The sequence below is a fragment of the Pelovirga sp. C15f genome (assembly GCF_057178085.1).
On sequence record NZ_JBXUCV010000001.1, the window covers coordinates 798,010 to 813,126 of the forward strand.

The window sequence follows — 15,117 nt, forward strand, 5'->3', positions numbered from 1 at the left end:
TCATGATTTTGACTTGGCAGACTTTATGGAGGAAAATCCCGGCAAGTGCCATCTAAGCTTTATTCGTTAGGAGTTGATTGATGCCAGGTATCTTTTGTTGATTGGGATACTGTACTGCCCTATTCTCTGTCCGTCTTGCCCCATGCTATTGAAGTAATATCCCCAATCTCCTTCATAGATGCGATTTCCATGGGGTAGAGAGATGAATCTTCGCTGGTCTTTAGCCACCTTGGCTTCGCACGCAAAATCAACACCTCCTGTTGTAACTAGCTTGTCCACGATCGATTCGGGATTTTTTTTAATAAAATTATAGACATCGTCAAACTTACTCTGAATTTCATTAATTCTCTTTCTCGGCATGTGATTTCCTTTGACTTAACAATGGTAAAATGAATGAACCGCAAAGATATTGATTTTAGTCCAGTGTCATTTCATTACCTACAAATGGTCTGGTACCCTTTAGTAGACTGATATATCGTGGTGCACTTCTGCTGTGTATTAATGTGGATGTTCGTATCTGACTGGGCCCGCCCTATTGACTTAGGACCACCCAATACGTGCCATCCGATAGCGGTGAGGACATCGTCTGTAAATACATACGGTGTGAACTCATCATCAGTCGTCAGACCATCAGGTTGTCGGCCAGATCTGAAGTAGAATATCTCAATTTTCTTTCCTTCGGCCATATACGACTCTGACGACTTTCTAGCACTTGATTCTAACCTTTCCTGAGTTGGCATCAATATGGCGAGTACCTTCTGTTTGGGGTCTCCTAATAGCACTGTCGAAGATGCACTTTCGTATTGCTCGATCGCCCGGTCGATTTTCACGGACGCGCAAGCAGTGAGCGCGACCAAGACATAGATAATTAGGCAGATTTTCTTTGTCATGATTATGTTCCTATGATTTTTTTTGTGAGCAGAATGTCACATCATGTTTTTAAGTACAGATTTACTTGCGAAGTGATTCGCATAAAATATGGCAACATTGGGAGCATCATAGTTTCTGTTCGCTGAAGTTTATCACATTCTGGCTTATGACCACCCACAGAACACGAAACGCCCCCGATTAGCTGATCGAGGGCGTTTCTTATTGGGCAGGGTCTGTAGGAATATGCACTTTACAATGTGCAAAATCTCCAGATTTTGGCAAACCAACTTCTGAGACATTTTTCGACCGGGCGATACTCCAGATGTTACTTCCCCCCGAGCAACGTCCAACAAATCAGCACGCACAAGAAGGTTTCATCCCCTTCCTGCTACGGACGATCCACAAAGGGGGAAAAGACAGTGGATTTTGCCGGTCAGGCTGTGTGATAAGTACCACAACCTGACCGGCAAACTCAGATCAGCTCAGTTTTGTGACCTTGACGCTGACACCGTGTCGAGCGGTACAACCCGTCCAGTAATCAAGTAACAGGCTTTCACCTGTACGAGTCGGGTCGGTCGGCAACATAGGGTTTACGCTTGTGCCCGTTGCCCTTTCCTTTAATCCTTTGATGAGTTTGCCATCAATCATTCGATCATCACCGCCAAACCCCCGGGTATGACCGAAGCCCATCCCTACCGAGATGGCTCCCTTGACCACTCCTTCGTCAGTCTGGAGTTGACCATCAGTGGATTGGCCGGAGGGACTGGTAATTCTCACCTTATCGCCCGAGGCAAGACCAAGCTCTTTGGCGGTGTGGATATTCATGTAGATATAGTTTGTCGGGCTGAACTCTGCTGTACGTTTGAAAGCAACGGAGTAGGGGGAGCGCAGAGTCGATTTATAGCTTGAAAATAGCAGGGGAAACTCATCCTGTGGCCAGTGTTTTTCCCAGTTGTCACCATTCCAGAAATGATTCGGCTGGTAGGTCGGGATGCCCGGATAGGCTTTGCCGCTGTAGGCATGGATGAAACTGGTAACCGCTTCGTTATAAATACGCAGGCAGCGTCCCGTATGACCGTTCAGGAAGTCACCGCTGTAGCGTGGTTCTGCTTCATAATAGCCACCTCGTGACAGTACCGCAGCAACAGCGGTACGTTCTGCCGGTGTCAATTTGTCGTTGAGTGGTTTCATCGCACGTTCCGCCCCGGACCAGATCATGTCTTCTTTTGTAACCGGCGGGAGCTTCTGGCACATGGTAGCAACGTTGGCAAGGTACCGTGCACTCCAGTCTTCCAGGGTAAATAGATCGACTTGCCTGCCATCGCTGGTTTTGATGGCATTTTTACCAAAGCCGGGCAGATTCATCATTAGGGCGATATCGATAAGAAAACGCTCCATACATACATGCCGGCCATATTGATCTTTGACCGTCCGCGGATTGACCACCGGGGCTCCCGCTGAAAAGCCCTTCATTTCTGACCCCCACATCCGATCCGCCGCGTATTCCTCGTGGGCTGACAGGTCAGGGATAATATAGTCACACAGATTCGTTGTTTCATTTAAATGACAGTCTATTCCGACACTCAGGCCCAGTTGTTTAGGATCTTTCATGCTGTTAATGACCGCCTGACTCAAGCCACTGTTACCGTAGGTAACGTTGTTGCGCCAGCTGAAAAAAGCGCGAAAGCGGTAGGGATCATTATTGGCATGGCTGGTCAGCATTTCGCCCGCATGTTTGACCGGTGCGATCTCCATCCACGGCTGACTAGCGGGGTAAAGGGGCTGATTATTGGCACGTTTGTTTTTGTACTCTGTCGAGTTTTCGTATTTCCCCTCCCGGCTGGCAGTGATCCCGATTTCTTTGCCGCTAAAGCCTCCGTCGATCTTGCCTAGTTGGTAGAGGTCGTTTTTGTTGCCGTTGTGGAAACCGAGCCAGTAGGCAGCGCCACCTTTGGCGTGATGGGAACCGATCAGGGTGTTGAGCAGACCGGTCAGCCAGCCGGTCACAAAGCCATCGGCGCTACTCGATGCAGTGGACAGCATGACGCTGGATCGACGACCATGACTGGTAAAATCTCTGGCGATCTGTCTGAGTTTTTTTTCACTGATGCCGGTCGCTTTTGCGTAGGTTGCAAGGCTATTGCGTTGGGCTTCCGCTCTGAGAATGGTAAGAGAGCTTTTTACGCTAAGAGATTTTCCATCCTTGTCGGTGAGGGTCTGGTCGACAAAAAGCTCACCATCCTTCACCGTCTCGGCATCAGCGGGGTTCCCCGTCTGGGGGTCGATAACAACCGGGTTTTCTCCGGTCAGACCGATTGCTGATCCGCTTAAAAATTTGCCGTTTTGCGGATGGTTCGGCTCGGTAATTACCAGATGGCTGGCGTTGGTGTGATGAAGTTCTCCTTTGGCTTTTGCTGCTGCCGCATTAGCTGTTGACAGGTGATGTGCATTGATCCAGTTGTTATCAAAAACCAACCTCATCAACGCAAATAAAAACGGAGTATCACGCCCGGGTTTGATCGGAACCCATTCACCGCCGGCATTGGCGCTGGGTGTTGTGCGCAGCAGTGGGTCAACCGAGATATATTTGAAATTGTTGTCGACCCGCGCATCGGCAAGCTGGCGCCCGAGGCTGTTGAGACTGTTGCCGGAGTTGCCGGGACTGGTTCCCAGGAAGATGGCATATTTGGCCTCTTTCCAGTCAGGATGGGCATGCCAGGCGCCCTGGTGTGGGTCAACGGCGGCAAGGGCCAGGCCGAGGCGTTGTTGCGCCCCACAGTAGGCGGATTTCTTGCCGATATTACTGGTTCCCCAGGAATTAATCATAAACCGGGTGTAGAAGTTTGAACGGGCGGCATTGTCACCAAGATAGGTAGAAAAAAGATGGTTGGCCGCCGAGCCGAATTCCGGTTGACCGGGCGCTGCTTCTTTGTCCAGTTGCCGTATCTCCCTGAGGCCTGCAACTTTGCCCTCACCGAAAAGATCACCACCTTCGACGATCTCTTTTAAGGCCTGTTCGTAGGGGATCGTATTCCACTTTCCTTCCCCCCTTTTCCCGGCCCGTTTAAGAACCTGGGTGACGCGGCGTTCATCGTCAACGGAATCAGTGGCGGCCGTCCCGCGTCCACAGGTTGTGGCGCGATTGTTATGGCCCGGATCACCGGTCAGATGTTTAAATGCTTCTTTCACCGGCATATCCAGGGGAAGGGGGTCACCACTGTTGTTTTCGCAATAGGGATTACCATTGACGCGCAGGATTTTGTCGGTCTTATCATCTACCCGAACGCGCAGTCCACAATTGTCAAAACAACCGAAACAGCGTTGAAATGCCATCCGTTGTCCTGGTGTCTGAGAAAAATCACCGGTCGCTTCATCGACTATAAATTCTGGGGTTAACGCATTTTTTGCAACCGAGCTTATGGGCGGGTCTTCTTTCGATTTTACATAGTTCGAAGCTTTTGCGGTGGTGGCAACAGCAATGGTTCCGGCAGCAACTCCGATGTTGGTCATAAATTTTCTGCGGTCCATATATAATTCTCCTTATCTCTGCCAGTTCAGATAACTCAGGGTCAGTACTTTCTGGTCGTCTGTAGTTTCAGGTAAACCGATGTAATAAATTTTCGGTCCTGTTCTTTTTGCCTCCAGCATGGTGTACACCTGATTGTTTTTTATCGTCTGCACGATCTTTGATTCGGGATTGTTCAGATCACCAAAAATCCTGGCGTGGCCGGCACAGCTTTCAACACAGGCCGGCAGCAATCCATGGCTGGATCTGGCAATACAGAAATCACATTTTTCAGGAGGCAGCCTGGCTTCATTATCACCTGCCCGTGCTCCATATGGACAGTGTTCTACGCAAATCTGACAGGCGATACAGGTATCCTGGTTGATATAGACAACACCATTCTTGGTTTTTCCTGTAGCTGCTACCGGGCATGGTTCCGTACAGGTCGGCTGTTCGCAGTTGCCGCATTGGGTCGGGATGGCCATGGTTCCGTAACTATCATTGTGCGGAATCGAAAATTGGCGAACCTGATTACGTGACATCCCTTTCGGCGTGCCATTTTCGATGGCGCAGGCGAGGCTGCAGGACAGACAACCGGTACAGCGTCGTACGTCGATAACCATGCCCGGTTTTTTAGAATCCCTGTCATTGCCGGCCAGAATGTGAGCTGTCGGGATCAAGGTCAGGGTAACGCTTGACCCCAAAGCTTTCAGCATTGTACGTCGATTAATCATTACTTCCTCCTTTCGTTGTTTTGCGCTTAAGCGATAGAATGAATGCACTCTCTCTAGAGCAAACCTGATGCCATTTTTAAGCTGAGCTTCAACATGCTGAAAACAAAGAACAAAATTATTTTTAGTGGAAACTAAAGGGATCAACCATGGTTGTTGTGATTTGTACCCGATATGGTCGAAACGCAGATTTAGTGACAGGTGCGGGAGGAGTGAACGAAAGTTGATGATTTAACTTTTGTTGATACCTTTGCATTTTTTTTGTTTCATGTGATCTTATCAATATCACCAGATATTATCTTGATCGCCAGGAAAGGTGTTCTTTTCGATATGAAAATCTTGTTGCTGCTGATATGGCTGAGCTTGCTGGGGCCTCACCTTTATGCGCAACCCCCACTCTATATCGGCAGTGCCTTTGAACCGCCGGTATCGACCCCGGCGCAACAAGGTATTGTTGACCAGATTGTCTTAGAAGCCTTTGCGCGCCTTGGAAGAGAAGCAGTGATTACCCATCTGCCGGCAGAACGTTCACTGCTCAGTGCCTCCAGTGGAATCAACGACGGTGATCTGATTCGGGTTGATGGCTTGCAGAATGACTATCCTGATCTGGTACAGGTTCACGAATCATTGATCAATTTCGAATTTGTTGCGTTCAGTAAGAATTCCCAGATCAAGATGAATGACTGGGAGGATCTTTCAGGCTACAGTGTCGGCATCGTCAGAGGGTGGAAGATACTTGAAGAGAAGGCCGTCCATTCCCGGTTGACGAAGGTCGACAGCCTTGAATTGCTCTTTACCCTTCTGGAAAAGGGCCGAGCCGATCTTGTTATCTATGAGCGTCTGGCGGGACTGCATGCTATTCAGACCATGCAATTGCAGGATATTTTCCAAGCAGCTCTGCCACTGAAGGTGCAGCCCATGTATCTCTATCTGCATCGTGTCCACAGTGATCTGGTGGGACCTCTGGTGACGGTACTGAAAGCCATGAAGCAGGACGGAACCTTTCAACGCATTTTTGCGAACCGCCTTTCAACCCTTGCTGTTGGTGAAGCTCAGTGAATGCATTCAGAAAGGTTTTTGATTTTTCTTCAGACAGTATTGCCCGCAATCTGGTCGTCTATCTGTTTTTATGCAGTTCAGTTATTACGCTGATCGGTACATCTATCCAGCTTTATCTCGAATATAATCGTGATATCAACAGTATTGAAAAGAGCCTTGGACAGATAGAAACCAGTCAGCTGGAAAGCATCAAACAAACATTGTGGGTATCTAACGATTCGTTCTTGAAGATACAACTGGACGGATTACTCAGGTTGCCCGATATCGCCTATCTGGGCATCAAGAGCCATGGAGAAACAATTATCTCTGTGGGCACCAAAGGTCAGGCCAATACAATCGAACGCTGGTTTCCCTTGAACTATAACTACCGCGATCAGGAAATCGACCTTGGAGAATTGTTTGTTGTCGCCGACCTCCATGGTGTTCATCAGCGACTGGTTGATCGCGCCCTGATCATTTTTTCTACGTTGGCGGTTAAAACCTTTCTTGTTTCTGTATTTATGCTCTTTATTTTTTATCTGCTGGTTGGTCGGCATCTCAACAGTTTGTCGGAATATGCCAGGAGATATGATCCGGACAAGGAAGAGAGTCCTCTGGTATTAAAAAGATCCCGGAGAAAAATAGGATCCGGCGATGAACTGGATCAAGTAATCAGCGCTTTCAACGAAATGAGCACAAAGCTCAATGCCTTGTTTCAGGAAAAGAAACATAACAACGAAAAGTTACGCCACGAGATCAATGAACGCACAACTGTTGAGTCGGCCTTACGTGAAAGTGAGCAGCGGTATAAGAAATTATATCAGGAATTCCAGGTGATACTGGATGGAATTCCTGATGCCTTGACCCTGCTGACGCCCGATCTAAGGGTCATCTGGGCCAACCGAGGGACTGCAACATTGCTGAACCGGAAGATGACTGAACTTCCCGGCCGCCATTGCTATGAGATCTGGCAGGGTCTTTCGTCGACCTGTGACGATTGTCTGGGCAGGGCCTGCTTCGAACGGGGTCAAGCGCTGGAGGGCACGCGTAAAACGTCAGATGGGCGAGTGTGGGAAAAGAGAGTGTTCCCATTGAAGGACAAGGATGGAAAAGTTGTTAATGTCATTGAATGGAGCAGTGAAATTACTGAAAAGATTCGTCTGGCCAGGGAAGCAGAATTGGCCAGTCGCCTGGCCTCACTGGGAGAGCTGTCAGCCGGCGTTGCCCATGAAATTAATAATCCCAATGCGATGATTCTTCTCAATGCCCCGCTACTTAAGCAGATCGTTGATGCAAGTTTTCCTGTTCTTGAAAAATACTGTAAAGAGCATGGCGACTTTGAGCTTGGCGGGATGACCTATACAGAACTGCTGGCCGAAGCACCGATTCTGCTTAACGGTATTATGGATGGCTCCGAGCGGATTAGAAGAATTGTAGAAGACCTTAAGGATTTTGTCCGTAATGAAAATACCACTGACGAGGAAGTTTTTCACCTCGCAGATGCCGTGAATGCTGCGGCCAGGCTGACGGAAGGGTCTATCAAGAAAGCAGCAGCTGATTTTAATGTGTGCTATTTTTCAACCTTGGAACCAATGAAAGGACGCCGTCAGGATATTGAACAGGTGCTTGTCAATCTGATTCTAAATGCCTGTCAGGCTCTTTGTGCGGAGCATCAGATCATCGAACTCGCCGCAGGCTACGATGCGCAGAATAACGAGAATATCGTGACAGTTCGTGACGAAGGCAATGGCATCCAGGCACATGACCTTCCACGCATCATGGATCCTTTTTTTACCACCAAACGTGAATGCGGTGGTACCGGTCTTGGTTTATCCATATCGGCGCGCATCATCAAAAAACACGCCGGCACCATCGCAATAACCTCCAGCCCTGGTGCTGGGACAACGGTTACGATCAGGCTGCCGGCACATAGGGGTGAGCGGTAGGATGACGGTTATGAAATATCCTTCTTTACCGATACTGCTTGTAGATGATGAACCTTCATGGCTCCATGGCCTGACGGTGAATCTGCGATTGAATGCAGGGATCAACAACCTGCGTATCTGTCATGACAGCCGTGAGGTGATGGGTCTGCTGGATACTGAAGATATCAGTCTGGTTCTGCTTGATTTGAATATGCCCCATGTAAGCGGTCTGGAGCTTTTGCCGCTGATCGTACAGCATCACCCGGCGGTTCCTGTGATTATTCTTAGCGGTATGAACCAGTTGGAGACCGCAGTGCGTTGTATGCGGCAAGGTGCTTTTGACTATTTTGTTAAAACGACCGAGCAGGAGCGGATGGTTGCAGGTATCCGCCGAGCACTGAGTCACGCTGAATTGCAGCAGGAAAACCGCCAGTTAAAGGAGCGTTTTCTAGCCGAAGATGCTGAGTATCATGAGGCTTTCTCGCCGATCATTACCCGCCACAAGAAAATGCATGCGATTTTTCGTTATATTGAGGCTATTTCTGCCAGCTCCGAGCCGGTACTGATCACCGGCGAAAGTGGCGTTGGTAAAGAGCTTGTGGCAAAAGCGGTGCATCTGCTCAGCCGTCCTGATGGACCCTGGGTAGCACACAATGTGGCCGGTCTGGATGATAACGTATTCGCCGATACCCTTTTTGGACATTCACGCGGTGCTTTTACCGGCGCTGATGCCTTACGCAGTGGTGCTATTGAAAAAGCTGCATCAGGCACCCTTTTTCTTGATGAAATCGGAGATTTATGCCTCACATCCCAGGTCAAGCTTTTGCGTTTGTTGCAGGAAAGGGAATACTTTCCGCTGGGTGCTGATGTACCAAAACGGCTTCAGGCCCGAATTGTTTTTGCCACCAACAGGGATCTGTCAGCCATGCAGACGGTAGGCTCCTTTCGCAAGGATCTTTATTATCGTCTGCATTCTCACCATATTGAGATTCCACCACTACGTGACCGCCCTGAAGATATACCTCTGCTGCTTGATCATTTCCTTCAGGAGGCGGCTGACGCTCTTGGCAAGAAAAAACCGACGCCACCGGATGAATTGTCAACTCTGCTGTCTACTTACCATTTTCCTGGCAATATCCGGGAACTCAGGGCGATGGTTTTCGATGCGGTCAGTCTTCATCAATCCAGAAAGCTTTCCATGGAATCTTTTAAAAAGGCAATTGGTTTCAGTAGGATTGAGGGCAGCTTTACGGCAGGTAGTGATCAGGAGGGGACGAGTGAAGAGGCGATGGTGTTTCCTGATCGGTTGCCGACGCTAAAGCAGATGACTGAACTCGGTGTTGCAGAAGCCATGAAGCGGGCGCGCGGCAATCAAAATATTGCTGCCCGGTTGCTTGGAATAAGCCCCCAGGCACTGAGTAAGCGTCTGAAAAGACATGAAAAACATGGAGAAGTTAGGTAATTTTCCAATTATGATGCACTATTCTCTAAATTGGGTTGATGGTTTAGGCCGGTTAAACAAGGGACGGGGCACATCCTATAAATAACAACTATAAGAACATGAAAATCCCGTCAGGATCACCAGGTGGGATTTTCTGGTAATGCGGTACTTGCGAGACTCTGAAGTGTCTAGTTGGCCAATAACGATTCAGTCTGTACGAGATGGTCGATATATCGACACCAAGCGTCGCTGTCGCGTTGCGGAACAGTAGAATTGCCACGAATACCAAGTTTGAATTCGATCACAGACTTCCATTCATCCGAACCTATATCTGGGCCGTGTCCGTGGCCATCTCCGGTTGTTACTTTCTTTTCTATAGACTGATACCATCCAATGGAGCAAGGGGTATTCGTTTTCTGTGTCGAGTTCACGACACTGTTTGGACTTGTACAGCTAACCGCAAAAACAAGTAACATTGTCAGCCATATATAAATTGCTGTCGTTTTCAGGGTGTTGTTTAGCATAAAAATAATCCCTACAGTTTAGATGCCATCTCAAAAAAAAGCCCCGGATCTATACACGTGGGGAATAATTTACAGAATCAGAAAAAGTGAAAGCCAGTTGCGGGGAGGTGCCGCAACTGGCTTTCTTAACTACGAAAGGAGGAGGTAAATGAAGAGGAACTTGGCTCGCCTGCCACAACAAGCTTTGTTCTGTTGATTAAGACTATATTGATAGCCGTTATCAATTGCAAGCAATAAATGACCGAAAGGGTAATTTATTTTCTCAGGTCCTTTTTGGCCCATCCTCTGGCCAATAAGCACCGTGTTGAGCAGAAAATCAGCCTGACGACCCCACCGGGCTTTCTGGCAATGCAGGGTATTCAGTAAAGACTGGTCAACACGGTTTTTCGGAGCCGAATACAATTTGAAACAAAATCCAGGATGGCTACCTTTTTTTTACAACGACTTTTATTTGGAATTGCCGATCGGCACAAGTAGCTCTTTCAACAGCCGTCTTTCTTTGGCCAGAGCACTTGTAACTCTAAACATTAGGTCATTACTACGTTCTGGACGACATCCAAACCGTCATTCCTAACTATACATTGTGCTCATTAGTTGTTTACAATTATTTTCGTAAGTGTTACTCTCCGCAGCAGGATTTAAACCTTTTTCAATACTTAACAGCAGGAAACATGGCGACCCTGGCATCCCTTGACACTCTCCAGACAGGCTTGGCCTTGGCGGCTGATGTACGCAACCGAAGTGGAAGACTTCTGGCGGCGCAAGGAACCGTTCTGAACAGTCAGCATCTGCTGGCATTCCGTACCTGGGGTATCAGAGAGGTGGAGATCTGCTCCTCGAATGACTCCGAAAGCAGTGCTGATGCAGGAAATGACAATGAACAGCTACAGGCACGTATTATTGAAGCGGCGCGGCAATTGCAACCCCATTTTCGTCTCAATGATCTGGCTCATCCCCTGATTGCGGAGCTGTTGCGACTGGCTGCAACCAGAAAGGCAACGGCTGGTGAAATCTGAAAGTTTGCCGACAGTGCAGCAGTTGATCGCCTCAACATCGGCACTTTGCTCACCACCCTTAGTGTACCAGCGCCTTAACGAAGCAATCAATCATCCTCGCACATCTATGCAGGACATCGCCCGAATCATCTCTGAAGATCAGGGGCTAACGGCACGCTTACTCAAAATCGCCAACAGCCCTCTCTATGGTTTCAACGGAGTGGCCTCGATCCAACGTGCCGTCACCTTGATCGGTACCCGCGAAATCCGCGATCTGGCTTTGGCAGTGAGTCTTGTAAAAACCAATTTTTGTGCTGTGCAGCCCGACGCTGAACGTCGTTTGAGACATCACTGGCGTCACAGTATCAGCTGCGCAGTGGTTGCCAGAAATATCGCTTTTTTTCTTCGAGAAGCAGATATCGATCGTTTTTTTGTTGCCGGCATTCTGCACAATATCGGACGTATGCTCTTGTGGATGTCGCTCCCTGAACTGGCAGAACGGGCTGTTACCAGGGCCATGAGCGACAAGTATCCGCTGCATATCATCGAACAGGAGCTGCTTGGTTTTGATCACGCCAAACTGGGTGGTGCATTGCTGGAATCCTGGAACTTACCCCCTGGCCTCGCCCGCACAGCCTCTTTTCACCATCAACCGGCGCACCCTCTCAGTAATACTGGTGACGCAGCAATTATTCATCTAGCCGACTTAATCTGTCAGGCCTTTGGCTGGGGCCCGGATCTCGACATCCCGATGGTCTGTCTCGATGAAAAAAGCTGGGAGTTGATTGATTTCCCGCTGAACGCTCTGGTAACTGTCGTAACCCAGTCGGAGTTACAACTTCACGACATTCTGAGCATCTTACAGGATCAGTGATGCTCGATTCCGGATCTGACAATTCTTACCTACACCAACGGATCGACTTCCTTGAAGAATCGAATCGACATTACATCGCGATTCTTGATCTATTAACCGGCAGTGGTGAATTTCATTGGCGTCTGGCTCAGGCTCAATCCGTGAGAGAGATTTTTGCAATCACCGCAGAACAGATTCAACAAGTGATTGCTTTTCCGCTCATGGGATTTCTCGAATCACAGGATGACGGCACCTTCTCCCTCACCTGTCAGACCCCTGACGCTGATCGGAAAAACCTGCAGGAGTTTATTGATGAAAAAATCCTGGATGGTTCATTTTCTTGGGCTCTGAATCGCAATCAGGCGCAGCTTTCTCCCTTGAGCAATAACCGCACTCTGTTACTGCATGTGCTGGAAACCCGTTCCCGTGTTCGCGGCATGTTTGTCGCATTGCTACCGGAACATTGCAGCCATCTTGATTCGCCTCGCTTAAGCGCTCTCTCTATCATCCTGACAACTTGTTCCTACACTCTGGAGAGCTGTGTTCTTTATGAGATGCTCCGGCGACAGATGTCATCTCTTGAAGACCAAGTCGCCGAACGAACCCGCGACCTGATTATCGCCCGTGAAGCGGCTGAGGGTGCTAATCAGGCCAAAAGTGACTTTCTCGCCAACATGAGTCACGAAATCCGCACCCCTATGAACGGCATTATTGGGATGACGCACCTGTTACGGGAGACAACCCTCAATTCGGAGCAACTACGCTATGCGTCAAGCATTCAGGAGTGTGCAACATCCTTGACCGATTTGCTGAATGATATCCTTGATTTGTCGAAAATCGAGGCAGGCAAACTTGAACTGGATCCGACCAACTTTGACCTGGAGCAAATGCTTTCGGAGATCTGTGACATTGTCTCTCTGCGCGCTCACGAAAAGAATCTGGAGTTTGTTTGCTCTCTCGGTGAAAAAGTTCCGACCCTGGTCTATGGCGATGGCGTCAGACTTCGACAAGTCCTAGTCAATCTTGTCGGCAATGCGATCAAGTTCACCGATGAGGGGCATGTCCTGGTTGAGGTATGCCGGATCGATGAGCAGGTACAAGATGTCAGACTCCAATTTACCGTGCGCGACAGCGGCATCGGCATCCCCTTAGACAAACAGGATCAACTGTTTACCAAATTCAATCAGCTCGACACCTCCATATCACGCAAATACGGAGGCACCGGACTGGGACTCGCTATTTCACGGCAGCTGGTTGACATGATGGGAGGGACTATCAGCATTGAAAGTGAGACCAACAGCCGCGGGACAGTATTCTGCTTTGATGTCAAACTGTTGCTGCAAGCGTCCCAGCCCGAACCAAAAAGGTTGCCTGACCTGAACCGACAGCGCATTCTCATCGTTGATCACCATGAGTACAGCTGTGCTGCTCTGGCAGATCTATGCCGCCGTTATCAAGAGCAAGTCGACAGTGTCGAAACCGGCAAAGCAGCGATCGAACAGCTCAAACGTGCCGAACGGGAACAGCAGCCTTACATGCTGGTGTTTATCGAGCAGGATCTGCAGGACATGACTGCCGAGGAGCTGTCACAAGCAATAGAAGTGGAGGCTGTCGGTGTTGCTCCACGACGGATTTTACTGATCCGTTTCGGTTTTAGTGCTCAAGTCCGTATTGACCAGCGCAATAACTTTGCCGCTGTTCTTGTCAAACCGGTTCTGCCTCGCCGACTTGTTGAGCTACTTTATCCGGACAGCAATGAACAATCTCTGATTCAAGTCAGATCAGAGCTATCAGAACCTCGTCGCCCGTGCCCTCAGCGTTGCAACGTCCGGCTGCTACTGGCGGAGGACAACGCTGTCAATCAACAGGTTGCCGCCGGGCTACTGAAACGCTACGGTTTTCAATTTGACATCGTTGCCAATGGTCGGGAAGCTGTAAATTCTTTCAACAGCAACCGATTTGATCTGATCCTTATGGATATTCAAATGCCGGAGGTCGACGGAATTGAGGCTACCCGGCTGATCCGGGCAGCAGAAGCCATATCCGGCAATCCTCCGATACCGATTATTGCGATGACCGCTCACGCAATGCTCAGCGATAAGAACCGCTGCCTGGCCGCCGGCATGACCGATTATATGACCAAACCTATTGATCCAACGATACTGGTGAATATCATCCATCAGCACCTTCCAACCGAATTGTCGGCATCTGAACAGCTGCACACCGTAGCCGAAGAAGAACACCGAGAAATGCCGGAGAAAGGGGAACAAATCTTGGCATTATTTGACTACAAAGATCTATTAAAACGCTTAATGGATGACCGGACGCTGGCCAATGAAATCCTCGCGGAATTTGTCAGTACTGTTCCGGCGGAAATAGATACTCTCAAACGACATATCAGGCGTTGTGATACAGTCTCTGCTGGACTTCAGGCCCATAAAATTAAAGGAGCTTTTGCCAATATTGGCAGTCACTATCTGGCAAACGTTTGCAGCACTATGGAACAGGCAGGGAAAGTCGATGAGATTAAGACTCTGCAGCAAGAATTCGCATTGCTTGTCAGCCATTACGATAAATTGCAGTTGTTGATTGATGAACATTTAACACATTAATGGAGATTTAGATGAAATTTCTAGTCGTAGAAGATGAATTCACCACACGTCTGATTCTGCAAAAAATTCTTGGGGAATATGGTGATGTCCATATTGCTGTCAATGGACGTGAAGCTGTTGAAGCGGTTAAAAGCAGCCTGCAGAACAACGAACCCTACAAACTGATTTCGCTGGATGTGATTATGCCGGAGATGGATGGGCACGAAGCTCTTAAAGCAATCCGCGGACTAGAGAGTCATTTCAAGGTTCTCCATGCCGATCGTGCCAGAGTGATAATGACCACCTCGCTGGGAGATGGGAAAAACATCATGTCAGCCTTCAAGGAACAATGTGATGGCTACCTGGTTAAACCAATCGACCGGGCAGAACTGATAAAACTACTTAAGAATTTGTAACTCACCGACATCGATAGAGAGTCCTCTTGCTGATCCCACACCACGAACTTTTCGAGAGGATATTATGGTCTCAACCACCGACAACCATGCTGACACAGGGGGAAGGTGATCACTTTTGGATGTATATATAGAGAAACAGGATGATTAGTGAGAACCTCTTATCTATTTTCTGGTGATTTCAACCATGCTGGTGCAACTCGATATGAAATCCGACGGATCGGACGCAAA

General features: G+C 48.6%; 11 protein-coding genes. 7 read left to right on the forward strand and 4 right to left on the reverse strand.

Annotation, left to right across the window (positions count from 1 at the left end; translation table 11 throughout):
- Positions 1-66: 66 nt before the first annotated feature.
- The 4 genes from AC1931_RS03750 to AC1931_RS03765 all read right to left on the reverse strand — a co-directional run bounded on the left by AC1931_RS03750 (position 67) and on the right by AC1931_RS03765 (position 5,109).
- Positions 67-360 (reverse strand): hypothetical protein, encoded by a 294-nt coding sequence (locus tag AC1931_RS03750; RefSeq protein WP_483875888.1) that lies wholly within the window; start codon positions 358-360, stop codon positions 67-69.
- Between the two features lie 74 nt (positions 361-434).
- A complete protein-coding gene (locus tag AC1931_RS03755; protein ID WP_483875889.1) occupies positions 435-890 on the reverse strand; it encodes a DUF3192 domain-containing protein in 456 nt (151 codons plus the stop codon).
- Positions 891-1,347: 457 nt separating this feature from the next.
- Positions 1,348-4,398: a molybdopterin dinucleotide binding domain-containing protein gene (locus tag AC1931_RS03760; protein WP_483875890.1), complete on the reverse strand. Its 3,051-nt coding sequence runs from the start codon at positions 4,396-4,398 to the stop codon at positions 1,348-1,350.
- A 12-nt stretch (positions 4,399-4,410) separates the two neighbouring features.
- The gene (locus AC1931_RS03765; protein ID WP_483875891.1) at positions 4,411-5,109 is read right to left on the reverse strand and encodes a 4Fe-4S dicluster domain-containing protein; all 699 of its coding nucleotides are present in this window, start codon (positions 5,107-5,109) and stop codon (positions 4,411-4,413) included.
- Between the two features lie 327 nt (positions 5,110-5,436).
- Here AC1931_RS03765 and AC1931_RS03770 point away from each other — a divergent pair, with 327 nt between their 5' ends.
- The 7 genes from AC1931_RS03770 (at position 5,437) to AC1931_RS03800 (ending at position 14,889) form a co-directional block, all read left to right on the forward strand.
- On the forward strand, positions 5,437-6,165 hold the full coding sequence (locus tag AC1931_RS03770; protein ID WP_483875892.1) for a substrate-binding periplasmic protein: 729 nt from the start codon (positions 5,437-5,439) through the stop codon (positions 6,163-6,165).
- Positions 6,162-8,090: an ATP-binding protein gene (locus tag AC1931_RS03775; RefSeq protein ID WP_483875893.1), complete on the forward strand. Its 1,929-nt coding sequence runs from the start codon at positions 6,162-6,164 to the stop codon at positions 8,088-8,090. Before AC1931_RS03770 ends, AC1931_RS03775 begins: the two co-directional genes overlap by 4 nt.
- Before the next feature lies 1 nt (position 8,091).
- On the forward strand, positions 8,092-9,531 hold the full coding sequence (locus AC1931_RS03780) for a sigma-54-dependent transcriptional regulator (RefSeq protein WP_483875894.1): 1,440 nt from the start codon (positions 8,092-8,094) through the stop codon (positions 9,529-9,531).
- Positions 9,532-10,705: 1,174 nt separating this feature from the next.
- A complete protein-coding gene (locus AC1931_RS03785; protein ID WP_483875895.1) occupies positions 10,706-11,050 on the forward strand; it encodes a hypothetical protein in 345 nt (114 codons plus the stop codon).
- Positions 11,040-11,903 carry an HDOD domain-containing protein gene (locus AC1931_RS03790; protein ID WP_483875896.1) on the forward strand — a complete coding sequence of 288 codons (864 nt, stop codon included), beginning with the start codon at positions 11,040-11,042 and terminating at the stop codon, positions 11,901-11,903. Before AC1931_RS03785 ends, AC1931_RS03790 begins: the two co-directional genes overlap by 11 nt.
- Positions 11,903-14,494, forward strand: coding sequence for a response regulator (locus tag AC1931_RS03795; RefSeq protein WP_483875897.1), 2,592 nt, complete (start codon positions 11,903-11,905; stop codon positions 14,492-14,494). The genes AC1931_RS03790 and AC1931_RS03795 overlap by 1 nt, the downstream gene beginning before the upstream one ends.
- 11 nt (positions 14,495-14,505) lie before the next feature.
- Positions 14,506-14,889: a response regulator gene (locus AC1931_RS03800; protein WP_483875898.1), complete on the forward strand. Its 384-nt coding sequence runs from the start codon at positions 14,506-14,508 to the stop codon at positions 14,887-14,889.
- Positions 14,890-15,117: the final 228 nt, after the last annotated feature.